This is a genomic window from Blautia sp. RTP21359st1_E11_RTP21359_211015 (assembly GCF_040910705.1).
Lineage (GTDB): Bacteria > Bacillota > Clostridia > Lachnospirales > Lachnospiraceae > Blautia_A > Blautia_A fusiformis.
The window spans coordinates 59,123-84,794 of sequence record NZ_JBDGAB010000011.1 but is presented as its reverse complement, the minus strand read 5'-3'; the positions used below and the strand labels follow the sequence as shown (position 1 = coordinate 84,794).

The window sequence follows — 25,672 nt, the reverse complement described above, 5'->3', positions numbered from 1 at the left end:
GGCGAGTTCTGGCCCTGCCGCAATGCTTTTAGCCGTCTCACGGAGCCCTAGTAGTATCCCCCGACGGAGTCCCTGCCTGGAGCGATGCCACCTTCCTCTAGCGTCCCTCTATACATCCGCCTCACGAGTCCACAAGCCCTTCCCGGACCCGCTCCGTAAGACTGTCTCCACCCTTACGATACCAATCTTCCACAAAAGAGTCAAAAGAACTCACAGGCATCCTCCCCATAATGATCTGGATAAATGCGTTCTTCTCCAGCAAACGCAAAGTCTGAGGAATCTCCCCGTCACCATCCCCCAGATACTTCTTCTCCGGAGCACGGTAATTCGCATCCACCAGAAGCCCCACCGCCGAGATCCTGGACTTATACGCCGCCCAGGCCTCTACCGAAGGCACCTCCGCCTCAAGATACTCCTTACACGCATCAAAATAAGACGCCTCAATGGCACTGAGATCCTCCCTGGTCTTCTCATCGCCCGGACTGTAAAGAACCTCACGGATATGCTTTGTCACTATATAAGTAGCCTCATTATAATCCACATTGATCATTAGCGGACGCGCCGTAGGATCCACATTCAAGGCAAAATAAGTGTTCATCTCATCCGCATCCTCTGCCTCATATCTGGAATGGTCAAACAACACACTCAAAATCTTCATTGCAATCTCCGGATGCTCATACCCTTTACGCACAACTACATATTTATTATCTCGAAACGTAGAGTATACCTCCACAGTCCGCTTTACATCCGCAGTCAGATAATACGGTTCCCAGTCTGCCTCTTTATTCTTCCGATACTCATCCATAAGAGGATTATTCGGAGTCCACCAGAGCCCGAAAAACGCTCCGCATTTTCCATTCACCACAAGATCACGGATATTATTCTGTGCACGTAAAGCAAAATCCGAATCAAGTATTCCCTGCCTGTAAAGCTCTCTGAGATACCCCAGAGCCTCCTTTGTCTCCTCCGTCAGCGATCCATAGACAATTTCTCCATCTGCATTTTCAATCCACTGCTGCGGATATGCCCCGAACTTTTCAAACACAGAGTCCACCGAATAGCTGGTGCTGACCGTGCCCACAAGTCCCGGATCACAGACAAGTCCCACAGGATCTTCACCATCCTCTGCGCCCATCCGGTTTTCCTGAAACGCACGGATCACTGAAAAAGCCTCTTCCAGTGTCTTCGGTTCTTTCAGTCCCAGCTGCTCCATCCAGTCACGTCTCAGCCATAAAAGCTGCGCCCCATCATCAATGGCAGTCTCCGGAAGTGCATACAGTTTTCCGTCAAAAGTCCCAGATGCCAAAAGTTCCTCTCCATAGCTCTCATACATTTCCTTTATTTTATCGGAAGCGCAGCTTTTGTATACTTCCGTCAGATCCTCGATAAGATCATTTTCAACCAGTTCTTCCAGAGTTTCCCTGTCCGACACCAGAAAAATATCCGGAAGATTCCGATCTTTGACCAGGATGTTCAGGGCTTCGTCATACCGCTCCTCACTCTCCATAAAAACATTCTTATTCTGAATATTCAGTGTTTTTTTCAGATACCGGGTATATGCATTGTCCTCATAATTCTGCCCGTCCGGAAGATTAGAATTATTAGCCCCTTTCATCTGTCCCAGAGTATAAGTTACAAGCTCCGGATATTTCCCCAGAGGCGTGGTTTCTGCCTGTTCCCAGCTCTTACTGTTCTTTTCGGACAGAACATCTATATCTGTTTTTTCCATTTCTGCAGTTCCTAAAGAACACCCCGTCAAAAGTGCCAGGCTCAGTATCGTACTCAGAAATACCACTGTTTTTCCCAGACTAAGTCTCATCTTTTTTTACCTCTTTCGGGATCCTCATATCAACGCTTGTCCCCTCACCTACCTTGCTCAGGATCCGGATGGCATATTTTTCTCCATATAAAATGCACATACGGTCATTGACATTTTTAAGGCCATAGCCTTTTGCCTGATATGTGAGCAGCTTTTCTGCCTGCTCCTGCTCCATCCCTATTCCGTTATCTTCAACCCGGATCACTACATCTCCATTCTCTTCAAAGAAATAAAGTTTCAGAAGCTTTTCCCCTTCCTCCTTCACATCCAGGCCATGCTCCAGAGCATTCTCAACGATGGGCTGCAGGGCAAGCTTCGGAACCAACTCCTGCTGCACAGACGGATCGATATTCCACTCCACCTTAAAATCATTGTCATGCATGATCAGCTGGATTTCCAGATAAGCTTCGATATTCCGAATACAGGTTTCCACAGTCACCATATCTGCTCCCTTACTGAGCGCTGTCCGGTAAAATGTAGATAATGCCAGTGTCACACGGCTGATCTCCTTCTGACGGCTCTTAATCGCCATCCAGTTTATAATAGAAAGAGAATTATAAAGAAAATGGGGATTGATCTGGGCAGTCAACGCTTTCAGTTCAAATTCCTTCAGAGCGATCTTATTTTCATACACTTCTTCGATCAGTCGATTAATTTCATCCATCATATGGTGAAAGCTTCTCACCAGCTGTCCTACCTCATCTCCAGAATCACTGTAAACCGTAACTTCACGGCTTCCCTGGTTCACCTGTTCCATATTTCTGGTAAGCTGCTCAATCTTTCTGGTAAACAGCTTAGAAAACGTCATTCCAAGCACAATGATGATCACAACACAGAAGCCGATCAGTGGGATCTCACTGATCAATACTTTTGAAACCGAGCTCTCGATCACAGCCGGAGGTTTGTAAAAATAATAGGTCCATCTTGTTTCATGTCCGCTGCTGCTGACATAGGTATATTCTTCCCTCAGACGATCCAGCTTTTTTGCGGTTTCTTTCTGTGCTGAAATATCACTGGCCGCCAGATTTTCTCCATGATAGACGATATTTTGCTGATCATCCACCACAAAGCCTCCGGAATTCCGTTCAATAATATTAGCCAGAGGCTGGAATACTTTTCCGTAATCCAACAAAATACAGAGCACAGCCTCCCTGATCTTACCATCATATATTTCCCTGACTGCCGCGATCTGACGATTATCCCGGTCCACGATCCACTGAACCGTCACGGTATTATTTAATTTGTCACTCCACCATTCCCCATCAACCTCTGAAAGCGGAGCCAAGGTATATTCATGGCGCACGGGAATGCTTTCTGCAAAAAGATGTATCCCCAGAATTGCTTCGTGGTAGGATTTCGGCACCGTCAACAGCGGATCCACAACTTCCGTATACTGTTCATATGCAGTATAACGATCCATATCTTTGTTGAAGATCACCTCCTGGATTTCAGGAGAATAGGTAAGATAATTCAAAAGGCTGGCATAAATTTCGATCTGCCCGTCAATGTTTTCTCTGGTCTGCTCCAAAATGGAGTACATATCCTCCATCTCATTTTTCCGTACAAGACTACTCATACGACTGTGACTATACAGTGCCAACACAGTCATCGGCACCAGGGATACCACCACAAGAAGATTTGTCAGCTTGTACCGGTATTTCATATTATTATACTTCTTCAGAAGACTCTTCATCCTCATTGTTTCCTTTCCGATAGGACTCCGGGCTGCTTCCGTAATATTCCCGGAAGCTCCGGCAGAAATACGAAGAATTGGCAAATCCTACCTGCTCGCTGACCATGGCTACTTTCATGTTGGTAGTTCGTAGAAGCTCCTTGGCCTTTTCCATGCGGAACACACGGATAAAACGATTCAGGTTCATCCCCGTCTCCTTCTTGAAAATAAAGCTGAGATAGCCGGAAGAAAGATATACTTTTTCTGCCAATGTTTCCAGATTCAGATCTTCCGCATAGTGATTGTAAATATAATTTTTGACTGCTGCCACCTCATCTCTGGATTCGCTCATGGAACGGTCCAGGAACTCCTCGTACTGGCGGATATTTTTTTCTGTAACCTCAATGATCTCCTGAATGGTAGAACAGCCATACAGATGATCCACCTCCAGATCCAGCCTGTGCTCTCCGGCAAAACGATTCTCCTGAAACAGCTCCCTTATCACATTGGAAAAAACAAATTTCACATACATGGCCGAAAACTGGGTATTGGACTGATATTTGGATGCCAGGCTGCGGAAATGGCTCCACAGCTGCTTCACATCCTTTCTGGAAATATCTTCTGAGATTTTTTCCATAAGCCTGGAATCCTGCTCCTCTTCTCCGGTATTTTTTTCCTCGTCCTCCTCGCTGGTGTAGACATGAATATCCGGATGATAAAATTTTTCTTCCATCTGCTGCTCCAGCTGTTCCATGATTTCCGGCAGTTCCTGATATCCGTCAAAACGCCGGCTTACAGCCAGATGAAAGCGAACAGGATGAAGGCGCTTCAGAAGATTATAGACATTTTTTGCCACAAGGACATAATCACAGTACACATCCTTAAAAAGAAGCAAAGACTGACGGCCATTAAGATTCAAATAGAAGAAAGAACGGCGAAGCTCTTCCCGGATCTCAAGGGGAACCTCATCACTGGCAGAATCAAAAAAAGCTTCATCCGATTCAATAAGAATTGCACAGTGCCACTGCTCCCAGACAGAAAAATCCACAATTCCTTCCGCTTCCTTCAGACGCTCCTGATCTCCGGAATAAATGTAGCCCAACAGAAAATACTGCTGAAGAAAGCTCTTTTCTTTTATGGACTGCTGCTCTTTATTTTTCCGGGATGCGATCTCCTTCTGGATCTTCTGTATGGTGTCATGAAAGCGGTCCGGATCCACCGGTTTCAGTACATAATCCGTCACACCATAGCGGATCGCCTCCTGAGCAAAAGCAAAATCTCCATAACCTCTGAAAATGATAATTTCCAGATCCGGATATTCCTCTCTTGCTTTTTTTGAAAGCTCCAGACCATCCATATGCGGCATTTTGATATCTGTCAGCATCAGATCCACCGGATGCTTTCTCAGCTCATTTAATGCCAGCTTGCCATTAGCCGCCTCATAAATCTCCCACTCTCCCTCCTCCATAGACAGAAGAAAGCGGATTCCGTCACGTTCCAGTTTTTCATCATCTACCACCAAAACTCTGTACATTCCTCACCTCGCCAAATATGGCCTGATCCACGTAAAAGCACGCAGAGCAGGCCGTTTTTCTTTCATTTTAACATTATTCAACTAATTTGTCAGCCCTTAACAGCTCCTGCAACCACACCTTCAATGATATATTTCTGGCATGCAAGATAGAAGGCAATGATCGGAATGATGGAAAGAACAAGAACGCCCATCATCGCTCCCATATCAATGGTTCCGTAACCGCCCTTCAGATACTGGATGGCAATGGAAATGGTTTTATATTTCTTGATATCAAGTACCAGATATGGAAGAAGATAATCATTCCAGATCCACATGGTTTCCAGGATCGCTACAGTTACACAGGTCGGTTTCATAACCGGAAGAACCACTTTAAAAAATGTCTGGATCGGGGTACAGCCATCGATCATGGCAGCTTCCTCGATCTCGATCGGAATGGATTTTACAAAACCGCTGAACATAAATACCGCAAGTCCTGCTCCATATCCAAGATAAATGATGATCAGTCCCCACGGAGTATTCAGTTTCAGGATGTTTGCAATCTTGGAAAGAGTAAACATTACCATCTGGAATGGTACGACCATGGAAAACAGGCACAGCATGTACATGGTTTTTGTCAGCGTGTTGGTAACACGGTTGATATACCAGGCACACATGGAGGTACAGAGCAGAATTACCGCAACAGAAAATACTGTGATAAATAATGTCCATCCAAATGCCTGGAAAAATCCGGTTTTTGCTAGACCATTTACATAGTTTTCCAGACCTACGAACATTTTATCCGTTGGGATCGCAAAGGGATAACGACTGATGTATGCTTTTTTCTTAAAAGAATTAATCAAAACCAGAAGGATCGGGAAAATATAAGCAACAGATACCACACTCAGGATCGCAGTCCACAGACCGCTGAATTTTACTTTTTTATTCATTACTGCTGTACCTCCTTACTTCTTGTGAGACGATTCTGGATCATGGCAATTGCTCCAACCAGGATAAAGAAGATCACGGCCTTCGCCTGTCCTACACCTTCCCATCCGGTACGTCCATAGAAGGTATTGTAAATATTCAGTGCAAGCATTTCTGACATATTGGAAGGCTCACCATTTGTAAGAGCAAGGTTCTGGTCAAAAAGCTTGAAGGAGTTGGTAAGTGTCAGGAAAGTACAGATGGTGATGGACGGCATGACCATAGGAATGATCACATGCTTCAGAAGCTGTCCTTTGTTCGCACCATCGATCTGTGCAGCCTCGATCAGTTCACCCGGGATATTCTGGATACCTGCAATGTAAATGATCATCATATATCCGATCTGCTGCCAGCACATCAGGATCACAAGACCCCAGAATCCGTAAACAGAAGAATATGTAAGTGTTTTATTGATCTGAAGAAGCAGACCGTTTAACAGAAGCTGCCATACATAACCAAGGATGATTCCACCGATCAGGTTTGGCATAAAAAATACAGTACGGAATATATTGGTTCCTTTGATCTTCTTGGTCAGAAGCAACGCAACTGCAAAACCGATCACATTGATCAGAACTACTGATACAACCGTAAATGCGGTGGTGTACCATAATGCATGTCCAAAGGTTCCATCCTCAGTAAAAATCTTCACATAGTTCTGTAATCCCACGAATTTTGCATCCGTTACTGTGGTAAATTTACAGAAGGAAAGATATACGCCCATGATAAAGGGAACGATAAATCCAATGGTAAATGCCAGCAGGGTAGGCAGGACAAAAACCGGAAAATACTTTTTCATCATCTTATTCTGCATGTTTTCTCTTCCTTTCTCCTGAGGATGCATCCTTCCCTACTTTACACATCCTCTCTTCATTAAAAGAGGCAGGCGGAAACCGCCCACCCCTTCGTGATCACGTTTCAGTTATACCTTATCAGCCTTCATTTGCTGCTTTGTACTCTTTTGCCCATCCGTCAACAAATGCAGTTTTCACAGCATCCCACTCGCCGGTACCCTGTGCATACTCAAGCATTGCACTGCCGACCTGGTTTTTCCACTCTTCAGAAGGCATGGTTGTAAAGTTCCATGAAACCGGAGTTTTACCAGCTTTTACATATTCGTCGGCTGCTTTTACAAGCGGATTTGCAGACTCATAATTCTCATCAAAGGTCTTGAATGGTGTTGTAAATCCCATTTCCTGGCTTATAGATTCTCTTCCTTCATCACTTGTGATAACCCAGCTGAGGAAATCAAGAGTTGCCTGGATATCCTTCTCATCTGCTTTTTTGTTTACGCACCAGTAGTTCTCACTGCCTGTGCAAAGTCCCTGGTCCTCTTCACCATCTACACCAATATAGATTGGAAGCATTCCCATATCCTCGTCTGCTACTTCGTTATCTTTGATGTTATCATAAGCCCAGGTTCCATTCTGATAGAACACAGCCTCTCCAAGACCAAATTCAGCATTTGCATCATCGATAGTCTTGCTGGAAAGAAGGCTTGGCTCACAGGTAGAATCTGTGATATAAAGGTCAAACAGGTTCTTGAAGTTGTCAAGATAGGTCCCTTTGATCGCATCTGTGGATGTGATTCCGTCTTCTTTGTACTCATAATAGATTGGAAGGTTTGCAAGGTGTGTCTTGAAGCGCCAGTCACTGGAAGAATCAAAGCCTGCGGAAGTAAATGCACCGTCAACTCCAAGGTCATCTTTCTTAGCCTGGATATCATCTGCAACCTTCTTTAATGTCTCAAAATTGTTGATCTCATCTGCAGACTTGATCACAGCGCCATCCATCTCACAGTATTTCTTAAGAAGCGCTTTGTTGTAAATAATTCCATATGTTTCAATTACATAGGCGATACCGTCAACTGCACCGCTGTCCTCCTTCAGTACGAAATCGTCACTCTCCACATTTTTATAAACATCGCTGTCTTTCAGGTCATAGCAATAATCCTTCCAGGATGCAAGTCCAACTGGTCCGTTAACCTGGAACAGTGTCGGAACCTCATCCTTGGCCATCTCTGATTTCAGAGTAGACTCATAAGTTCCGGAAGCAGCTGTAACAACGGTAACCGGTACACCAGTCTCATCGGTGTATTTCTTTGCCAGGTCTGACCACTGATCTGCCTGCTCCGGTTTAAAATTCAGATAATAAACAGAGCCTTCACTGTCATCCCCCTTTGCCATAGCCGGAACTGCCGGGATCATAGTAGCTGCCATCAAAGCTGCAAGACCAAATGCTGTTGCTTTTTTCATTCTCATAATCGTACCTCTCCTTTACCTTATATGATATTCAATTTGTTTCGCGGATATGCTTAAAACGTCCATTTCGCATATTCCTGACCGATAAGCTTCAAATCAGCTTCTCGATTAACTTGATATTATTGTAAATCGAAGAGGTCATTTTCACTATATAAAAAAATCAAGAAACATGTTGATTTTTTTATATAGTAAAAATATTGATATTTTATCATGAAAAAAGAAGCCGGAACAGGCTTACTCCCATTCCGGCTTCTTTCATATATTATTTTCGATTCATCATGCTTTATTGACAGATCCGAAAAGCTCCATTTTCTCTTTAACAGTAGCTTTGATCGCTTCTGCTCCAGGTGCAAGAAGCTTACGTGGGTCATATCCTTTACCCTGCTGATCTTTACCCTCTTCAATGTATTTACGTGTAGCTTCAGCAAATGCAAGCTGGCACTCTGTATTTACATTGATCTTGGAAACGCCAAGGCTGATCGCTTTCTTGATCATGTCTGCCGGGATACCTGTACCACCGTGAAGAACAAGCGGCATATCTCCTGTCAGTTTCTGAATAGCATCCAGAGTCTCAAAGCTTAAGCCCTGCCAGTTAGCCGGATATTTTCCGTGAATGTTACCGATACCAGCTGCAAGGAAGTTGATTCCGAGATCTGCAACTCTCTTGCACTCCTCAGGATCAGCGCACTCGCCCATACCAACAACACCATCTTCCTCGCCACCGATGGAACCAACCTCTGCCTCAAGAGACATGTTGTGCTCAGCAACGATCTTAACCAGCTCTTTAGTCTTAGCTACGTTCTCATCGATCGGATAATGAGATCCGTCGAACATAATGGAAGAGAAACCAGCCTCAACACATTTCAGGCATCCATCATAGCTGCCGTGGTCAAGATGAAGAGCAACCGGAACAGTGATGTTCAGCTCTTCCATCATACCGTTAACCATACCTACAACAGTCTTATAACCTGTCATGTATTTACCGGCACCCTCGGAAACACCAAGGATTACAGGAGAGTTGAGCTCCTGAGCTGTCTGAAGGATAGCTTTTGTCCACTCAAGGTTGTTGATGTTGAACTGACCAACTGCATAATGGCCTGCTTTTGCTTTTTTCAGCATTTCTGTTGCGTTTACTAACATGATAAAATCCTCCTAACCTGTATTAGGATACGGAAAAACCGTGTCCTTTATATCCAACCGTACTCATAATAGCAGATTTCCTTTGGTAAGTCCAGTATTTTACCAAAAATGCTGATGCTGTGGGAATTATTATTTTTTTTGAGAAAAAGCTTGCAATTTTATCAAATGTTATATATAATACATTTGTTGTTCACGGATGGATTCCCGAGTGGCCAAAGGGGGCAGACTGTAAATCTGTTGGCACCGCCTTCGAAGGTTCGAATCCTTCTCCATCCAGCGAATTTAGCTCTTACATCTTTGCGATGTAGGAGCTATTTTTTTTGTGCAAAAAGAAAACCGCAAAGGGGCCGCAAAGCCGCGGCCCCTTTGCACACCCCTCGGGCTTTTTTAAGGAGTTCTTGGTTGTGGATGAGGGGAGGGTGTTGACTTGTGTCTGTATGCTTGGGTATTGGATGTGGGACGCTGTGCCGATCTGGTTCCTGTATGCTTCGGTGTTGGATGCGGGATGCTGTGCCGATTTATTTTTTGGGGGATACGGCCGGCTGCTTTATTGGTTATGGATTGTTTTGAGGCCGTTTTCTGTATGCTTCGGTGTTGGATGCGGAACACTGTGCCGATCTGGTTCCTGTATTCTTCGGTGTTGGACGTGGAACGTTGTGCCGATTTATTTTTATATATTGTGTTTTTTGGGCACTGGGCAGAATGTACATTCGCTTCTATTGTCTGCTCTCTGCGGTTGAATTTTCAGCCGGGGATGTGGCAGCGGTATGGGCTGCTGCGGAGGAGGTGTGATACTGCTTAGGCTGCGGGGATCGGCGTTATTGAGACAGGGGCTGCTGTCTGAGCCAGAGGCGAGTTCTGCCCCTGTCTCAATGTTTTTAGCCGATTTCCGGAGCCTTAGCAGTATCCGCCGACGGAGCCCTGCCCGTACCGCTGCCACATCCCCGGCGTACGGTTCATTCAATCCACCACACAAAGAAAAAGACGGCCACCCCCCAAAAAGCGAGACAGCCGTCCTTTCCTCACACATCATACATAGGAAATCGAAACACCGAAAAAAATCTATTTGTTAACTCTGTTAACCGTATTACCATCCAGAAAAGCCTTGATATTATCAACCGTAATATCCATGATCCTCTGTCTGGAAGCCTGAGCAGCCCAGGAGATATGCGGAGTGATGATGCAGTTTTTAGCCTTGAGAAGCGGATTATCCCCCTTGATCGGCTCAGTAGAAACAACATCAAGACCAGCAGCATAAACCTTCCCACTATTCAGAGCATCTGCCAGATCCTGCTCAACAACAAGCTGACCACGGCTGTTGTTGATAAGGATAACTCTATCCTGCTTCCTTTGTTTGCAAGAACGATAACATCTCCCGGCTGAGCCATATCCAGTGCTTTATGGAACAGAAGGTTATCTCCTGCCGGTGCATTTACTGTAAATGCAGTTCCCAGAAGTCTTGCCTTCGGGTTCAGCGGGAAAATACTGGAATCTACGGCAGCGATCTTTCCACAGTTATCATCAATATTTGCAACTGGAATTCCACGGAAGGCTTCTACTAATTCTTTTGACGGTCTTTCAAAATTTCGTCTGATCCTACATCCTAATGCCATATGAAAACCTCTCTTCTTTTGATATACAAGCTTACTATTGAATAACGAATAATTTCTCTGTATAATATAAATAATTTTTATATTATCAAAGCTTAAACCATCCTATAGACAACACCAAAGAAAAGGAGCTGTTCATATGAATCTTGCTGAAATCGAAACCTTTCTCACCATTGTAAATACCAAGAGCATCACCCGTACAGCGGATCTTCTTTTTCTTTCCCAGCCTACTGTCAGCCACCGGCTCACATCTCTGGAGAACGAACTGGGTTTTCCCCTTGTGATCCGTCAGAAAGGCCACAAGCAGGTGGAACTGACTGCCAAGGGAACAGATTTTATCATCCTTGCGGAACGCTGGATGTCTCTCTGGAAGGAAACTATGGAGTTGCAGCGCAATCAGGATTCCCTGCTACTTACCATCGGCTGTACAGACAGCCTGAACGTAGCTGTTTTCGCACCACTGTATGACAGGATCTTAAATGAACAGACCAAGCTGGACCTGAACATCGAGTCCCATCACTCTTCAGAGCTCTACGGTCTTCTTGGAGAACACAGCATTGATATCGGATTTGTCTACCACAAATTGCATTACAAGAATATCATAACAGAGAAAATCTTCGAAGAAAAACTTTATCTGATACAATCGGATCAGCCAGTGATTCCGGCTCCGGCAATACATACCGATGAGCTGGATCCATCCCTGGAGCTGTTTTTAAGTTGGGATGACAATTATCAGATCTGGCATGACCGCTGGCTTTCCTCCGCTTCCAGGCCTCACATTGCGGCAGATACCATCACACTTTTGGACCGTCTCTGGAAAAAACCGGGGAACTGGATGGTCGCACCACAGTCTGTGATCCTGGAGCTTTCCCATTACCGGCCTCTTTTTATCAGTGAACTGAAAAACACACCGCCAAACCGTGTCTGCTATAAGATCAAGCATAAATATCCAAAGTCCACTAGCAAACGTGCCGTGGAATTCTTCGAAAATGCACTGGAAGACTTTCTTGCAGAATCCACTCCGTCCTTCCCGATCGGCCAGGTATGGGAACGACAGAAATAAAAAAAACGGTAAGCACAAGTCCGTCAGGAAGATTTTCTGCTTTACCGTTTCTTCTTATTATATTATTTATACCAGGATTTTTGATCCACCGCTTTCCACCAAAAAAGCGGTGGGTATTTTTTATCTGATCATTTGTTTTTCAGCTCTTCCACTGCTTTTTTGATCCTTGCACATGCTTCCTGAAGATCCTATTTGTCACAAAAATTGTCATAAAAGAGCCACGCCCGATAAAGGGAATGGCTCTGATTATTACATTACATTTTCAAGCTTTTTTATTTCATTCTGTACTCTTGCAGCATCTACGTGATTGTATATGTTCATTGTAATGCTTATGTCACTATGTCCCATGATCATTTGTAAAACTTTGATATCTAGGCCAGCTTCTGCACATCTGGTGCAAAACGTATGACTCAGCATATGTGGATGTGTCAAGTATAGGACAAAAAAATTTTATTTTTTTCTGCCGAAGACTATCTGACGTTTCCATCAGGTAGTCCCAGCACCTTTATTATCTTCTGATAAGTCATTCTTGTCCTGCTCAAGTTATCTCTGTTCTGAAAAAATATCGTCAAAATTCCATTCGATTTCAATTTCATCCTGAATCAGAGAAACAGCAGCACCCATCACTGCAATCAGCCACACTCTCCAGTTCATACAGGTAAGACACGAAAGAATACAGATAAAATTCAGATAACCTCCTACAAAGTTATCAATCATACGGATTCCCATTCCTTCCAGCGTATGAAGGCCAGTAGTAATGGAATTGAGAATCGTGCCTTTATTCATATTCTGGAAATATCCTAAAGATACACGTTTCAGTGCATCTCCTACTGCAAGTCTGTCTCTGGCAATCAATTCATAACTGATCGACTCCTGAAATCTTGCTCTCAGATAATCAAACAGAAAGCGCAGAAAAATGAAGAACAGCAGAATCACGATACTTTTCCCAATCCAAACCGTTGAGACAGCTTTTCCCTGTCCTTCGCATTCTACAAGCTTCCCGATCATATATGCAGCCCATATGACCGGCATTGCCGCAAACCAGCCTGAAAAAAAGGAAAAAATAAAACCGATATACAGATTCTTTTTACAGTGCCAAACATGATTCTTCACCTTCTTTCTGGCTTCCTACTGCCCAGTGCCTTACTCCCACATGAGCCTGCCACATTCGCTGATAAAGCGGACAGTTCTGAATCAGCTCTTCCTGGGTTCCTGCTCCTTCTATACAGCCATTTTTCAAAACAACGATTTTGTCTGCATCTGTGATTGTGGAAAGTCTATGTGCAATAACCAGCAATGTCTTGCCTTTTGTCAGTTCTTCAATACTCTTCTGAATCTTGTTCTCATTTTCCGGATCCGTAAATGCAGTCGCTTCGTCAAGGATGACGATCGGTGCATTTTTCAGAGAGCTCCATTTGTTTTCCGTAAATATAGCAGTTCCAACCGGAACATCAAGAAGATTTCCTGAAAAGTCATCAGGAACATATGATAAAACTTTTCGTGCTATATCATTATCATCCGTGCCACTCCAAAATAGCTTAATATACAGTTTGCTGAAAATATTTCTTTGCGTAAGAACATCGTCATATATATTTTTTGATGTTTCATAAGCATTTTGTATTTTGTCTGCCATATTACCCTCCAAATTTAATTTTAATTCTAAAAGCTTAAAACTATCGTTCTCTAATCTTCCTGACATTACGATTCATGAGGTGTCTTCCAATATGTCTATAAGCAAATGCTTTAAAGGCTGAAATTTCTTGATGATGTTCCTTCAACAGTTCATCTGGACAATCATAAACACCAAAATCCTGATTGATTCCCTCGCTCTGAATATAAGTATTGTTCCTATCAAACTCAATAATGAGATTTCTGAAATCCTTGACTGCTACTCCATAACCGCAAAATGCACCTGTACATTCCGAATTTTGTTCCTGTAACTTCTTTATGTAGGTTTTATCCAAAATGAAAGCTTCCAGTTCGTACCACTGATTTTCGAAATTAATTTCTACCCAGCTATGGAAAATACTTTTTGGAGCATTACGGTAAACAAACCCGGTCATAGCCCCTTTCTGCAATCTTTTATCAATCGTAAAACCATGTACTCTGCATGGAATATTGCAGGCACGTAAAAGTGCCATAAATAAAGTTCCTTTTGTATTACATTGTCCATAACCATCTGCAAGTACTTTTGAAGCTGAAATTCCGTCATCAATATTATATCCAAATAAAACATCATCTCTTACATAGTTGTAGATTGCCTTAATCCTTTCAAATTCACCCATTTCCTTCCATTTCATATTTTGAATAAGTTTTTGAATTGCCGGATTAGAAAAATCAACCATTCGTGTTTCCCTAAGATACTTATCTTTCATTTCCTATCGCCTTTCCCATAGGTTTTCTCACAACACAATGCATTCGCATACCTTTACGAATTTCAAATTTTTCTACTTTTAATCCTGCTTTTTTGCAACATTTTATGACCACATCTCTTGTTGGCACTTGGACATCTCCATGTCCGCATATATTTGCCAACGGCATTTCCAATGTATTCATTAGCCATACCAATACTTTATTGTCACTGGTCACATCTCTCAGTATCAATCTTCCATTTGGGCGAAGACATCTTTTCACACTGTCAAAAAATGCCTGTGGATCCGGATAATGATGGAAGCTCATAGAACAAATAATTGCATCAAATGAATCCTTTTCAAAAGGAAAGTTCTCACAGTCTCCTACAACAAATGTTGTATTTGGTATATTTTTCTTTTTTGCCTGTTCAATCATTGCCGGAGTCAGATCCAGTCCTGTATAATACCGGTCTGGATGTTTTTCTGCTAATAAAGAAATCATCGGAGCAGGCCCACAGCCTGCATCTAATAAATCTCTAAATGGCTCCTTCTCTAATTCTTCCAGAATATCCGGATAATCTTTCTTGCACATTTCGTAAATGCCAGCATGGTTACTTTCATATCTTCCTGCTGCTTTTGTAAACTCTTTAATTGACAATTTTTTATATTCTTCATTTTTCATGCTTTTTTCTCCAATCACTGTACCTTTTTCGCCTTGCATCCGCATTTCTTCATTTTTTTCATATAAGCATAAAACTGCTTATGCAATTCCCTCATTTCATCTGGTGCCTTCATAGCATGTTGATACATAAATTTATCTCCAAAACTGCTTCCAAATGTAACTGCCAGCATAATCGTCAGAAATGACAATGGTAAAAAGCGAAAAATATTCATTTTCCATGGTGACAGTTTACCCTTTTGTTTTCGCCAAAAATTAAAATTTCTTTTCAGCCTTTCTGCTGTTTTCCTCATGATTTTCCATTCTTTTCCCACTTTCTCCGGATCGTCTGATTCATAATACGCATCTGCAATCGGTACCACCATAGCAAGATGACAAAGCTGCCATAGATGCATATCCGTTACTTTCTGGTATGGTATATGAGCATGCCTCAATATCTCTGAAAACTGCTTAGTTCTTTCGGATTTATTTCCTGATATTTCTGCAAATGTTGTTGGCTGAATCAACCTTGGAGTAAGTGCTGCATCAAGGATACCATCATCATTTATACTTCCGCCTGCTCCTGGAAAAGCCGGTAATATTCTTCCTTTTCCGACAATGTCTTCCCATTTATTGTAACTGTCCAGTGAATTTATCATTGTAACAATCGTATTACTTTTATTATTTTTCAATTCAGTAAGTGCTTCATACAGCTGGTTTTCCCGGACAGTAAGCAAGACAAAATCATAAATATCATCGTTTGGTAGTTCTCCAAGAATCCTAATCTCTGCCTTTATTACTTCCTGATTTTTCTTATATTTCAATCCATTATTTCTTAAAGCCTCAAGTCTTTTACCTCTGGCATAAATATTTGTATCATAACCGGCTTCTGCAAATAAAGCCGCATACAAGGATCCAATCACACCAGCACCATAAATCAATATTCTCATAAGAATCTTTCCTCTCCTCTTACCCCAGTGCCACATCCAAGATCATCATCAAACTAAATCCAAGTGCAAAGAAAAGCGTACCGATATTCGAGTGCTGTCCCTGAGACATTTCCGGAATTAGTTCTTCAACCACGACATATAACATAGCTCCTGCTGCAAAGCTGAGTAAATATGGTAATGCCGGGATTACCAGCTGTGCGACAAGAATCGTCATTACTGCTCCAATCGGTTCAACGACTCCTGAAAGTACACCTCCCAGAAATGCCTTTCTCTTACTTTCACCCTCTGCCCTAAGCGGCATGGATATAATCGCTCCTTCTGGAAAATTCTGGATAGCAATTCCAAGTGATAAAGCAAGTGCACCTGTTGCTGTAATCTGTGCATTTTCAGCAAGAAATCCTGCATACATTACACCAACTGCCATACCTTCAGGGATATTATGTAATGTAACTGCCAACACCATCATCGTAGTACGGCCAAGTTTGCTTTTCGGTCCCTCTGTCTGATCACTTCCAACATGAAGATGTGGAATCAAATGATCAAGTGCGAGTAAAAACAATATACCAATCCAGAACCCAACAACTGCCGGAACAAACGATAAAGTTCCCATATTCTCAGATTGTTCAATTGCCGGAATCAGAAGACTCCAGATTGAAGCAGCAACCATTATACCTGCTGCAAACCCTGCAAGTGCACGTTGCAGTAACTTGCTAAGTGTTTTTCTCATAAAAAACACGCATGCTGCACCTAGCGTTGTTCCAACAAATGGAATCAGTATACCTTCAAAAACATTCATTAGCATTATGTATTCCTTTCTGTATAGTCAAAAGTACTTTCACATCGTTCTGTTGTTAGCTTTAACTAACTATCATATATAAAAGAAACCGTGCAAAAAGCAAACTGTAATTTCACACGGTTTTCCTTATGTTTAAGTATATCACTTACGAAATCATATAACAATATAATTCTTTTAACAATTTACAAGAGAAAGATCATCCATGTATGCACGATCTACAAAAATCTCAGATGCTGTGCGAAGTCCCTTGCTCTCAGCGATATCACCAAGAACTGCTCCTGCACAGTAATAAACGATCAGATCTTTGTCATACTCACAGATTGCCTCGCAGATCGCTGTGGAAATATCCTCGTCATACTGGCAGGCATTCCCCATTGCTCCATGAGGAGCGACATGCTGAAGCTTCATTCCGTAGCTCTTGGTAAATGCAGCCAGTGCTCCGATCTGGTATCTGACGTAATTCTTAACTTCATCATGAGAGAGAACCATCTTTCTTCGTCCAAAGCCAAGAAGATCCGGATATCTAGGATGGGCTCCAACCATAACGCCACGTTCCTTTGCCATGCGGACTACCTTATCCATTACCATCGGATCGCCTGCATGCCAGCCATATGCTACATTTGCTGTTGTGACATATTTGATGATCTCTTCATCGCCGCCAAGCTTATATGCGCCAAAGCTCTCACCCATGTCACTGTTTAAGTCGATACTGTACATGTTGCTACCTTTCTTTACTTGTTGAAAGTATAACATGTTAAATAAAAATAATAAAATAGATTATTTTTTCAGAATATATTAATATTTTCTATATTTCTTTTGCAATAAATTTTACTTTTCTTTGATCCGTTCTTTGAAAAGCTGTTGACAAAGATTTTTATATATGATTAAATAGTCATATGAACATTAATTCATATATTCATATAAAAAAACAAACGAATCAGCAAGGAGAGTTCATATGGAAGAAAAATTAAAGAAAGATTCCATGAAGTCCGCAGATTCCTGCGGCTGCGGTCACGAGCATGCGCATCACAGCCATGATGAGCATGAAGAACATCACGATCATGAGCACCATCACCATGATGATCACTGCGTCTGTGGTTACGAGAATCATGACCATGAAGATCATGAACATGAGCATCATCACCACCATGAGCACTGCGGCTGTGGTTGTGAGGATCATAAACATGAACATCATGAACACGAGCACTGCGGCTGTGGCTGCGGGGATCATGAGCACGAACATCATGAACACGAGCACCATCACAGCCATGGCGAGCACTGTGGTTGTGGCTGCGAGGATCATGAGCACGAACATCATGAACACGAGCACCTTCACAGCCATGGCGAGCACTGTGGTTGTGGCTGCGAGGATCATGAGCACGAACATCATGAACACGAGCACCATCACAGCCATGGCGAGCACTGCGGCTGTGGCTGCGAGGATCACGAGCACGAACATCATGAACACGAGCACCTTCACAACCATGACGAACACTGCGGCTGTGGCTGCGAGGATCACGAGCACGAACATCATGAACACAAGCACCTTCACAACCATGACGAGCACTGCGGCTGTGGCTGCGAGGATTCCGAACACGAACATCATGCACACGAACACCATCACCACCATAACGAGCACTGCAGCTGTGGCTGCGGGGATCACGAGCATGAGCACCATGGTCACTCCCACAATGCTCTCACCGCAAAGCGTGTCTACATTCTGGAGAACCTCGGCTGCGCTCACTGTGCTTCCAAAATGGAGGAACGGATCCAGGCTCTTGAAGGCGTCGAAAGCGCTACCATTACTTTTGCAACAAAACAGCTTCGCTTAGGGGCTGCAGATCCAGACGCTCTGCTTCCGCAGATCCGCAAGATCTGCACATCCATTGAGTCTGAAGTTAAAGTTGTTCCGAGAAATCCAGCTCCGGCAGCTTCCACTGACACAACAACCAAGACCTATCTTCTGGAGAATCTAGGCTGCGCTCACTGCGCTTCCAAAATGGAGGAACAGATTGCAAACCTTGAAGGCATTTCCGAAGCAACCATCACTTTTGCAACAAAACAGCTTCGCTTAACTGCAAAGAATCCGGATCGATACCTGGATCAGATCCGTAAGATCTGTACATCCATTGAATCCGAAGTTCTTGTAAAAGAAAAGGATCCGAAGCCAAAGGCTCAGTCCCCAAAAACAGTGACTCACACAACCGCTTCCAAGAAGAAATTTTTCTCCAGGGAAAACGTAGATATCATCTGTATTATCATCGGTGCAGTACTCTTCGTTGCCGGAGAGATCATGGAACACAAAGGCTTTGGTACCAGTGCCACTCTTCCTGTATTTGTGATCGCATACCTGGCGCTTGGGGGTGTTATCGTTGTAAAAGCTGCCAAAAACATCTCTCACGGACAGATTTTTGACGAAAACTTTCTCATGAGCATTGCAACACTTGCCGCTTTTGCCATCAATGATTCTGCTGAGGCCGTAGGCGTTATGCTCTTCTACCGCATCGGCGAGCTTTTTGAGGAAAAAGCCGTTGAACGAAGCCGCGGGCAGATCATGGATGCCGTAGACCTTCGTCCGGAAGTTGTAAACCTGGTCACAGGCGATGATATCCAGGTAATTCCCTCTGAAGAGGCTCAGATCGGAGACATTCTTCTGGTCCGTCCCGGAGACCGCATCCCTCTTGATGGTATCGTAATTGAGGGAAACAGCCGTATCGACACTTCTCCGATCACAGGAGAACCTGTACCGGTTGCTGTAAATGAAGGTGATGAGATCACTTCTGGTTGCGTCAATACCTCCGGACAGCTTAAGATCCGCGTGGAAAAACCTCTGGAAGAATCCATGGTCACTCGTATTCTGGATTCCGTAGAAAACGCGGCAGCAAGCAAACCGAAGATCGACCGCTTTATCACACGTTTTGCCAGGGTTTATACTCCTTGTGTTGTAGGAATCGCAGTGGCAACTGCCATACTCCCATCCCTTGTTACCGGAAACTGGCATTACTGGATCTACACAGCCATTACTTTCCTGGTAATGAGCTGCCCTTGTGCTCTTGTACTTAGTATCCCGCTGGCCTTCTTCTCCGGGATCGGTGCCGGTTCTAAAAAGGGTATCCTTTTCAAGGGTGGCCTTTCCATCGAAGGATTAAGTAAGCTCGGCGCTGTGATCATGGATAAGACCGGTACTATCACAGAGGGTAACTTCCAGCTTCAGAAGGTTGTTGCCACCGGTAAATACACAGAAAATGAACTCCTTTCCATGTGTGCAGGCTGTGAACAGAACTCCACACATCCTATTGCGAACAGCATCGTTGCTGCCGCAAAGGAACGTGAGATCCAATTTGAAAAACCGATCTCCCTGGAAGAAATTTCCGGTCACGGGATCGTTGCGGAAATGCCGGAGGGAAAAGTTCTCTGCGGAAATCGCAAGCTGATGGATAAATTCGGAGTTACAATCGGAGAATTAAAGGAAGCCGCTTACGGCTCTGAAGTATTTATGGCAGTAAACGGAACCTTCGCAGGATATATGCTGATCTCCGATACCATCAAACCTGACGCAAAGGAAGCCATTGCTTCTCTGAAAAAGCTTGGTCTCCACACCGTTATGCTCACTGGAGACTCCGAAGACAGTGCACAGGCTGTAGGAAAAGATGCCGGGATCGATGAGATCTATGCAAAGCTTCTTCCGGAGGATAAGCTCAATGCCCTGAAAAAGGTCCGCCAGGCACATGGAACGGTTATGTTTGTCGGTGACGGTATCAACGACGCTCCTGTTCTTGCAGGTGCTGATGTAGGTGCTGCCATGGGAAGCGGTGCAGATGCTGCCATTGAAGCCGCAGATGCCGTATTTATGAATTCCAATGTAGATGCGATCCCTCAGTCCATCGCCATTGCACGAAGCACAAACCGTATTGCATGGCAGAACGTAATATTTGCCCTGGTGATCAAGATCGCAGTTATGATCCTTGGTCTTGCCGGACATGCTAACATGTGGATGGCCGTATTTGCAGACACTGGCGTTGCCATGATCTGCGTGCTGAATTCCATTCGTATCCTGTATAAAAAATAAGATCCGTTCTGCAGGGCAGATATCCTGCAGCGGATCCCTGTGCATCCATACAACTCCCCAGTGATGCAGAAAAGAATTTGACCGGTGCGTTTTTTTCAGCTACAATAGAAGTTAACAGTTTGGAGGATGCGCAAATGAAGAAAACACATATAGATTACCCGATCAATGATGATACACTGTACCGGCTTGCCGACCTGTTCAAGGTTTTCGGTGATCCTACCAGGATCCGTATCCTGTACGTACTTTCTGTGGAAGAGCTCTGTGTTCAGGATATTGCCGATCGTCTTTCCATGACCCAGAGTGCCATTTCCCATCAGCTCCGGGTACTGAAGCAGATGTCACTGGTCAAATTTCGAAGAGACGGAAAAACCATTTACTACTCCCTGGCAGACAGCCATGTGGCAACCATCATGAATCAGGGTCTGGAACACGTTACAGAAGAATAACTCATAAAACACAATGCAAAAAGCCAATCTGCTTCCCAATGGAAGAACAGATTGGCTTTTTTTCTCTGCCTTACTCGTGCATCATTTATATTTATCCCTCGCCCTGTGGTGAAGCACCATCGCTCCGTATGCAGGCATCTTCACCTGAAGAATCCCTGCATCTGCAATATATTCTTCCGGCATTTCCGTATAACCCTCTCCGGAAGAAAGCATCAGGCGCTGAAAAGCCGTTGCTTCTTTCCGGCTTACACCGGTTTTCCAGGCTGCTACCCTTATGTCTCTCTCCTGATCCTGATTATTAAGGATCACTAGGATCTGTTCAGAATCAGAAAAACGACCATAGCTCAAGCCCTGATGATCGTTCCACAAAAATTCCAGGGAACCCTTTGCAAGAATCGGATATGCCTTGTGTATGCAGATCATGCGTTTATGAAAGTCCAGCATCTCTTGGTCTTCTTTTCCCCAGGGATAAGTTCTGCGGTTATCCGGATCTGTAAAGCCGCAGACGCCGGCCTCATCCCCGTAATATACCGTAGGCGCACCAGGCCACGTCATCTGGATCACAACAGCCTCTCTCATGATGGCAGGATTGATGCCTGCAGATGCTGCCTCTGCGCCTGCGTAGGAAAGCCTTCCTACTCTGTGATTGGTCCTTGTCAAAAATCTGGAATGGTCATGGTTTGAAAGCTCATTCATGGCTCCATAAAGCGCTCCCATATGCAAAGACTGCATATGATGCTTCATCGCCCCGATAAAGGCCTCACTGTTGCCATAAAGGTCCTCCCGGTACTCATCACTGTGCTTCTCCATTCCGGTCAGGAACCAGGTTACAGGCTCCATAAAAGCGTCATAGTTCATAACCGTATCCCACTCATCGCCGCGAAGCCAGCTTTCCGGATTTCCGTAGTGTTCTGCAAGGATCACTGCATCAGGATTGGCTTCTTTTACTGTCCTCCGGAACTCTTTCCAGAAGTGATGGTTAAAATCATTGCTGTGGCCCAGATCTGCAGCTACATCCAGTCTCCAGCCGTCTACGTTATACGGCGGCGAAACCCATTTTCTGCCCACATCAAGGATCGTCCGGCAAAGCTCCTCAGATTCTTCGTAGTTCAGCTTTGGCAGGGTATCATGGGTCCACCAGCCGTCGTAGGTTGGATTATAGGGCCAGCGGTTCTGATCCTGGAAGCAGAAGAAAGAACGATAAGGGCTGTCCGCCGAAACATAGGCCCCCTTTTCGTAGCCTTCCTGATTTTCGTAGATCCGTTCCCTGTCCATCCATTTATTAAAGGATCCGCAATGGTTAAATACCCCATCCAGGATCACTTTCATCCCTCTTCTGTGAATTTCCTCCACAAGCTCCTGAAAAAGCTTATTACTGGCCTCCAAATTCCGTTTATCGGTCACACGGCGGATATACTTAAGGGCATGACTGTTATCACTGTCTCCGGGACTTAACAGACCATCACAGTCCGCTACGATCCTTCCGATATGCGGATCGATATGATCGTAATCCTGACAGTCATACTTATGGTTGCTGGGAGAGACAAAGACCGGATTCAGATAGATCACATCTACTCCAAGCTCCTGAAGATAATCCAGCTTATCCATAACTCCCTGAAGATCGCCGCCATAAAATTCCCGGACACCCATCACAGCCGGAACCTTTTCCCAGTTATCCACTTTTACGGAAGTGTCCCCGATATAGAAATATTCCCCTGTTTCCACATCATTGGAAGGATCTCCGTTACAGAAACGATCCACATAAATCTGATACATCACAGCACCCTTCAGCCACTCAGGCACATGATATCCGGGATAGATCTCAAATTCTGTCCTTTCCTCATGTCTGGTGCTTACACCATTTGTATCATAATAACAGGTAACAAGTCCTGAATGGATCTCAAAGTAATATCGTACAAGATTTTTTCCCATTACGATCTGTGCAGTATAATAATCAAAGCTTCCGGAAGTTTTTTCCCACTTCATTTCCAGATATTCTCCGTCATGCACAAGACAGACGTTGTCCACATTATTTCTCTGGGTACGAAAACGGATCGTAACTGTATCACCTTCCCGCGGCTCCACAGGTGTACGGTAATATTCCGTCCCGTCACTGAACATTGCGTCTTTATTTAATACCGGACTCATATTGAGTATATACCGCATCTTCTTTGCAGTCTCCATGCTTTCATATAACATTCTATCTTCCTCATTCCGTTTTTAGTACCATGTTTTAAATATATTATCTTAATTTTTCCCATCCCGCAAGCATATATATCTGTTTTCTCCGTAATCCGTCTTTATTTTTGGGCAGTAAAAAAGGCAGCTGGTTAAGCTGCCTTTTTTGGAGAAGGTATTTCTTCTTATGGGGTGTAGCAAAAACTATATAATGTATTGGGGGGTTTTTACGGTATTTATAGTACCATGTGTCCCCCAAAAAGTGTGCACAAAGTTCACAAAATTCAATATATTTTTTTGTGCATTTTATTCGTTTGTTTTTGCAACCTCTTCTTTTTCTGTTGTAAAAAGTGCTTCAAACTCTTCACGATGTATCTTTTCCTTCTCGAGAAGAAGGGCCGCACAGCTGTGAAGAACGCCGATATTCTCACGGATGATGCTCTCTGCATTCTCATGGCACTCACGGATGATACGGGAAATCTCCCCATCGATCTCTCTTGCCACTTCCTCACTGTAGCCTCTGGTATGTGCCAGATCACGGCCGATAAATACCTCATCGTCATCGTTGCCGTAAGCGATCAGACCGATTTTTTCAGACATACCGTATTTCATTACCATAGAGCGTGCAGTCTCTGTGGCACGTTTGATATCATTGGAAGCACCGGTAGTGATATCTCCGAAGATGATCTCCTCAGCCACACGTCCGCCAAGAAGCGTGGTGATATCCTCCAGCATTTTGTTCTTTGTATTAAACATCTCATCATTATCCGGCAGCGGCATGGTGTAGCCAGCAGCTCCCATTCCCGTAGGGATAATGGAAATGGTGTATACCGGATCCATATGAGGAAGTACATGGAACAGGATCGCATGGCCTGCTTCATGATAAGCTGTGATCTTTTTCTCTTTATCAGAGATGACCTTGCTCTTCTTTTCTGCACCGATCCCGACCTTGATGAATGCTTTCTTGATATCCTTCTGCATGATATAAGGACGGCCCTCTTTTGCAGCATCAATGGCAGCTTCGTTAAGAAGGTTCTCCAGATCTGCGCCTGTAAATCCTGCGGTTGTCTGGGCGATCTGGCGAAGATCCACATCATCTCCCAGCGGTTTGTCCTTGGCATGGACCATAAGGATCTCTTCTCTGCCCTTGACATCCGGGCGTCCCACACCGACTTTACGGTCAAATCGTCCCGGACGGAGGATCGCAGGATCCAGAATATCCACACGGTTGGTCGCTGCCATTACGATGATTCCTTCATTTACTCCAAAACCATCCATCTCTACAAGAAGCTGGTTCAACGTCTGCTCTCTCTCATCGTGGCCGCCGCCCATACCGGTTCCTCTCTGACGGGCTACCGCATCGATCTCATCAATAAAGATGATGCACGGTGCATGACGCTTGCCCTCTTCAAAAAGATCTCGTACACGGGAAGCACCGACACCAACAAACATCTCCACGAAATCGGATCCGGAAATGGAGAAAAACGGAACTCCGGCCTCTCCTGCAACTGCCTTCGCGAGAAGAGTTTTACCTGTTCCCGGAGGGCCCACAAGGATCACGCCTTTCGGGATCCTGGCACCTACCTTGGTATACTTCTGTGGGGATTTCAGGAAATCCACCACTTCCTCCAGATCCTCCTTCTCCTCCTGAAGACCTGCAACATCCTTGAACGTTACTTTCTTATCATCAGGGGACGACATCCTGGCTCTGCTTTTTCCAAAGTTCATCATCTTCGCATTGCTTCCGCCGCCTCCGGACATCTGCCGGTTCATCATCATAAAGAAAAAGAGAAGGATCGCGCCGGTAAGCACTACCGGAAGTACTGTTCCGATCATGGAGCTGTCCTTGGGTACATTGCGGATCGTCGGATCGATATCATGTTCTTCAAGAAGCGCCTCCGCTTCCTTTACATCGGTTACGTAGACTGTCTTCTGACCGTCTGAAACAATGTTTGCTGTTACATAACCGGTGGGCACTTCTCTGTTCTGATGGATCACCGCATCCGTCACTTTGTCTTCTTCCAGAGCCTTTTCCAGCTGGCCCATTGTGTAGCTGCCCTGGGTAGATACCTGGTCATTGAGATACAGATATCCTGCGATCAGTGCCACAATAAGCAGAAGGTACAGACCTATCTTACCTGAATGCTTGCTCACTTGGTTAAATC

20 protein-coding genes, 1 tRNA gene and 3 pseudogenes are annotated in these 25,672 nt (G+C 44.2%); 4 read left to right on the top strand and 20 right to left on the bottom strand.

Annotated elements, in window-relative coordinates:
- Positions 1 to 121 precede the first annotated feature (121 nt).
- The 7 genes from AB5026_RS06055 to fba form a co-directional block, all read right to left on the bottom strand.
- A complete protein-coding gene (locus AB5026_RS06055) occupies positions 122 to 1,819 on the bottom strand; it encodes an extracellular solute-binding protein (RefSeq protein WP_059085413.1) in 1,698 nt (565 codons plus the stop codon).
- Positions 1,809 to 3,512, bottom strand: a complete 1,704-nt coding sequence (locus AB5026_RS06050) for a histidine kinase (protein ID WP_021650824.1) — start codon at positions 3,510 to 3,512, stop codon at positions 1,809 to 1,811. Before AB5026_RS06050 ends, AB5026_RS06055 begins: the two co-directional genes overlap by 11 nt.
- Positions 3,487 to 5,025, bottom strand: a complete 1,539-nt coding sequence (locus tag AB5026_RS06045; RefSeq protein ID WP_368212970.1) for a response regulator — start codon at positions 5,023 to 5,025, stop codon at positions 3,487 to 3,489. The genes AB5026_RS06050 and AB5026_RS06045 overlap by 26 nt, the downstream gene beginning before the upstream one ends.
- Positions 5,026 to 5,114: 89 nt before the next feature.
- Entirely contained in the window at positions 5,115 to 5,951 is an 837-nt protein-coding gene (locus AB5026_RS06040; protein ID WP_059085411.1) for a carbohydrate ABC transporter permease, read from the bottom strand.
- Positions 5,951 to 6,799: a carbohydrate ABC transporter permease gene (locus AB5026_RS06035; RefSeq protein WP_110104281.1), complete on the bottom strand. Its 849-nt coding sequence runs from the start codon at positions 6,797 to 6,799 to the stop codon at positions 5,951 to 5,953. Before AB5026_RS06035 ends, AB5026_RS06040 begins: the two co-directional genes overlap by 1 nt.
- Before the next feature lie 118 nt (positions 6,800 to 6,917).
- Positions 6,918 to 8,192, bottom strand: coding sequence for an ABC transporter substrate-binding protein (locus AB5026_RS06030; protein ID WP_227574381.1), 1,275 nt, complete (start codon positions 8,190 to 8,192; stop codon positions 6,918 to 6,920).
- Between the two features lie 330 nt (positions 8,193 to 8,522).
- Positions 8,523 to 9,386 carry a class II fructose-1,6-bisphosphate aldolase gene (gene fba, locus AB5026_RS06025; protein WP_015527136.1) on the bottom strand — a complete coding sequence of 288 codons (864 nt, stop codon included), beginning with the start codon at positions 9,384 to 9,386 and terminating at the stop codon, positions 8,523 to 8,525.
- A 194-nt stretch (positions 9,387 to 9,580) separates the two neighbouring features.
- Here fba and AB5026_RS06020 point away from each other — a divergent pair.
- Positions 9,581 to 9,662: transfer RNA gene (locus AB5026_RS06020), tRNA-Tyr, on the top strand.
- A 786-nt stretch (positions 9,663 to 10,448) separates the two neighbouring features.
- Here AB5026_RS06020 and AB5026_RS06015 read toward each other — a convergent pair.
- Positions 10,449 to 10,730: pseudogene (locus AB5026_RS06015) on the bottom strand (NAD(P)-dependent oxidoreductase); the annotation flags it as partial.
- Positions 10,658 to 10,999 (bottom strand): demethylmenaquinone methyltransferase, encoded by a 342-nt coding sequence (locus tag AB5026_RS06010; protein ID WP_015527134.1) that lies wholly within the window; start codon positions 10,997 to 10,999, stop codon positions 10,658 to 10,660. The pseudogene AB5026_RS06015 and the gene AB5026_RS06010, both read right to left, overlap by 73 nt.
- A 136-nt stretch (positions 11,000 to 11,135) precedes the next feature.
- Between AB5026_RS06010 and AB5026_RS06005 the strand changes: the two genes are divergently transcribed.
- Positions 11,136 to 12,059, top strand: a complete 924-nt coding sequence (locus AB5026_RS06005; protein ID WP_015527133.1) for a LysR family transcriptional regulator — start codon at positions 11,136 to 11,138, stop codon at positions 12,057 to 12,059.
- Positions 12,060 to 12,308: 249 nt separating this feature from the next.
- On the opposite strand, the gene AB5026_RS06000 is transcribed toward AB5026_RS06005, so the two are convergent.
- The 9 genes and pseudogenes from AB5026_RS06000 to AB5026_RS05960 form a co-directional block, all read right to left on the bottom strand.
- Complete coding sequence (locus AB5026_RS06000) at positions 12,309 to 12,476, bottom strand: tyrosine-type recombinase/integrase (RefSeq protein WP_173722759.1); 168 nt, start codon at positions 12,474 to 12,476, stop codon at positions 12,309 to 12,311.
- Between the two features lie 126 nt (positions 12,477 to 12,602).
- The gene (locus AB5026_RS05995) at positions 12,603 to 13,172 is read right to left on the bottom strand and encodes an ABC transporter transmembrane domain-containing protein (protein ID WP_330590598.1); all 570 of its coding nucleotides are present in this window, start codon (positions 13,170 to 13,172) and stop codon (positions 12,603 to 12,605) included.
- Positions 13,147 to 13,464 (bottom strand): annotated as a pseudogene (locus tag AB5026_RS05990) (ABC transporter ATP-binding protein); the annotation flags it as partial. The pseudogene AB5026_RS05990 and the gene AB5026_RS05995, both read right to left, overlap by 26 nt.
- Before the next feature lie 271 nt (positions 13,465 to 13,735).
- A pseudogene (locus tag AB5026_RS05985) lies at positions 13,736 to 14,434 on the bottom strand (transglutaminase family protein); the annotation flags it as partial.
- The gene (locus tag AB5026_RS05980; RefSeq protein ID WP_044962031.1) at positions 14,424 to 15,092 is read right to left on the bottom strand and encodes a class I SAM-dependent methyltransferase; all 669 of its coding nucleotides are present in this window, start codon (positions 15,090 to 15,092) and stop codon (positions 14,424 to 14,426) included. The pseudogene AB5026_RS05985 and the gene AB5026_RS05980, both read right to left, overlap by 11 nt.
- Before the next feature lie 14 nt (positions 15,093 to 15,106).
- Complete coding sequence (locus AB5026_RS05975) at positions 15,107 to 16,018, bottom strand: ketopantoate reductase family protein (RefSeq protein WP_044962024.1); 912 nt, start codon at positions 16,016 to 16,018, stop codon at positions 15,107 to 15,109.
- A 19-nt stretch (positions 16,019 to 16,037) separates the two neighbouring features.
- Complete coding sequence (locus tag AB5026_RS05970) at positions 16,038 to 16,820, bottom strand: ZIP family metal transporter (RefSeq protein WP_021652375.1); 783 nt, start codon at positions 16,818 to 16,820, stop codon at positions 16,038 to 16,040.
- A 168-nt stretch (positions 16,821 to 16,988) separates the two neighbouring features.
- Positions 16,989 to 17,531 carry a 5-oxoprolinase subunit PxpA gene (locus AB5026_RS05965; protein WP_227945538.1) on the bottom strand — a complete coding sequence of 181 codons (543 nt, stop codon included), beginning with the start codon at positions 17,529 to 17,531 and terminating at the stop codon, positions 16,989 to 16,991.
- Positions 17,532 to 17,781: 250 nt separating this feature from the next.
- Positions 17,782 to 18,558, bottom strand: a complete 777-nt coding sequence (locus tag AB5026_RS05960) for a hypothetical protein (RefSeq protein WP_368212968.1) — start codon at positions 18,556 to 18,558, stop codon at positions 17,782 to 17,784.
- 12 nt (positions 18,559 to 18,570) lie between these two features.
- Here AB5026_RS05960 and AB5026_RS05955 point away from each other — a divergent pair, with 12 nt between their 5' ends.
- The gene (locus tag AB5026_RS05955; protein ID WP_329984590.1) at positions 18,571 to 20,883 is read left to right on the top strand and encodes a heavy metal translocating P-type ATPase; all 2,313 of its coding nucleotides are present in this window, start codon (positions 18,571 to 18,573) and stop codon (positions 20,881 to 20,883) included.
- Between the two features lie 134 nt (positions 20,884 to 21,017).
- Positions 21,018 to 21,329: a metalloregulator ArsR/SmtB family transcription factor gene (locus tag AB5026_RS05950; RefSeq protein ID WP_022427364.1), complete on the top strand. Its 312-nt coding sequence runs from the start codon at positions 21,018 to 21,020 to the stop codon at positions 21,327 to 21,329.
- An 81-nt stretch (positions 21,330 to 21,410) separates the two neighbouring features.
- Here the strand turns inward: AB5026_RS05950 and AB5026_RS05945 are convergent, their stop codons facing one another.
- Positions 21,411 to 23,528, bottom strand: coding sequence for a glycoside hydrolase family 13 protein (locus AB5026_RS05945; protein ID WP_368212967.1), 2,118 nt, complete (start codon positions 23,526 to 23,528; stop codon positions 21,411 to 21,413).
- A 285-nt stretch (positions 23,529 to 23,813) separates the two neighbouring features.
- Positions 23,814 to 25,661 (bottom strand): ATP-dependent zinc metalloprotease FtsH, encoded by a 1,848-nt coding sequence (ftsH, locus tag AB5026_RS05940; RefSeq protein ID WP_022427362.1) that lies wholly within the window; start codon positions 25,659 to 25,661, stop codon positions 23,814 to 23,816.
- Positions 25,662 to 25,672: the final 11 nt, after the last annotated feature.

Coding starts and splice junctions, on each gene's coding strand:
- AB5026_RS06055 (WP_059085413.1), bottom strand. CDS start 1,819: ATGAGACTTAGTCTGGGAAAAACAGTGGTATTTCTGAGTACGATACTG.
- AB5026_RS06050 (WP_021650824.1), bottom strand. CDS start 3,512: ATGAAGAGTCTTCTGAAGAAGTATAATAATATGAAATACCGGTACAAG.
- AB5026_RS06045 (WP_368212970.1), bottom strand. CDS start 5,025: ATGTACAGAGTTTTGGTGGTAGATGATGAAAAACTGGAACGTGACGGA.
- AB5026_RS06040 (WP_059085411.1), bottom strand. CDS start 5,951: ATGAATAAAAAAGTAAAATTCAGCGGTCTGTGGACTGCGATCCTGAGT.
- AB5026_RS06035 (WP_110104281.1), bottom strand. CDS start 6,799: ATGCAGAATAAGATGATGAAAAAGTATTTTCCGGTTTTTGTCCTGCCT.
- AB5026_RS06030 (WP_227574381.1), bottom strand. CDS start 8,192: ATGATCCCGGCAGTTCCGGCTATGGCAAAGGGGGATGACAGTGAAGGC.
- fba (WP_015527136.1), bottom strand. CDS start 9,386: ATGTTAGTAAACGCAACAGAAATGCTGAAAAAAGCAAAAGCAGGCCAT.
- AB5026_RS06010 (WP_015527134.1), bottom strand. CDS start 10,999: ATGGCATTAGGATGTAGGATCAGACGAAATTTTGAAAGACCGTCAAAA.
- AB5026_RS06005 (WP_015527133.1), top strand. CDS start 11,136: ATGAATCTTGCTGAAATCGAAACCTTTCTCACCATTGTAAATACCAAG.
- AB5026_RS06000 (WP_173722759.1), bottom strand. CDS start 12,476: ATGCTGAGTCATACGTTTTGCACCAGATGTGCAGAAGCTGGCCTAGAT.
- AB5026_RS05980 (WP_044962031.1), bottom strand. CDS start 15,092: ATGAAAAATGAAGAATATAAAAAATTGTCAATTAAAGAGTTTACAAAA.
- AB5026_RS05975 (WP_044962024.1), bottom strand. CDS start 16,018: ATGAGAATATTGATTTATGGTGCTGGTGTGATTGGATCCTTGTATGCG.
- AB5026_RS05970 (WP_021652375.1), bottom strand. CDS start 16,820: ATGCTAATGAATGTTTTTGAAGGTATACTGATTCCATTTGTTGGAACA.
- AB5026_RS05965 (WP_227945538.1), bottom strand. CDS start 17,531: ATGTACAGTATCGACTTAAACAGTGACATGGGTGAGAGCTTTGGCGCA.
- AB5026_RS05955 (WP_329984590.1), top strand. CDS start 18,571: ATGGAGGAACGGATCCAGGCTCTTGAAGGCGTCGAAAGCGCTACCATT.
- AB5026_RS05950 (WP_022427364.1), top strand. CDS start 21,018: ATGAAGAAAACACATATAGATTACCCGATCAATGATGATACACTGTAC.
- AB5026_RS05945 (WP_368212967.1), bottom strand. CDS start 23,528: ATGTTATATGAAAGCATGGAGACTGCAAAGAAGATGCGGTATATACTC.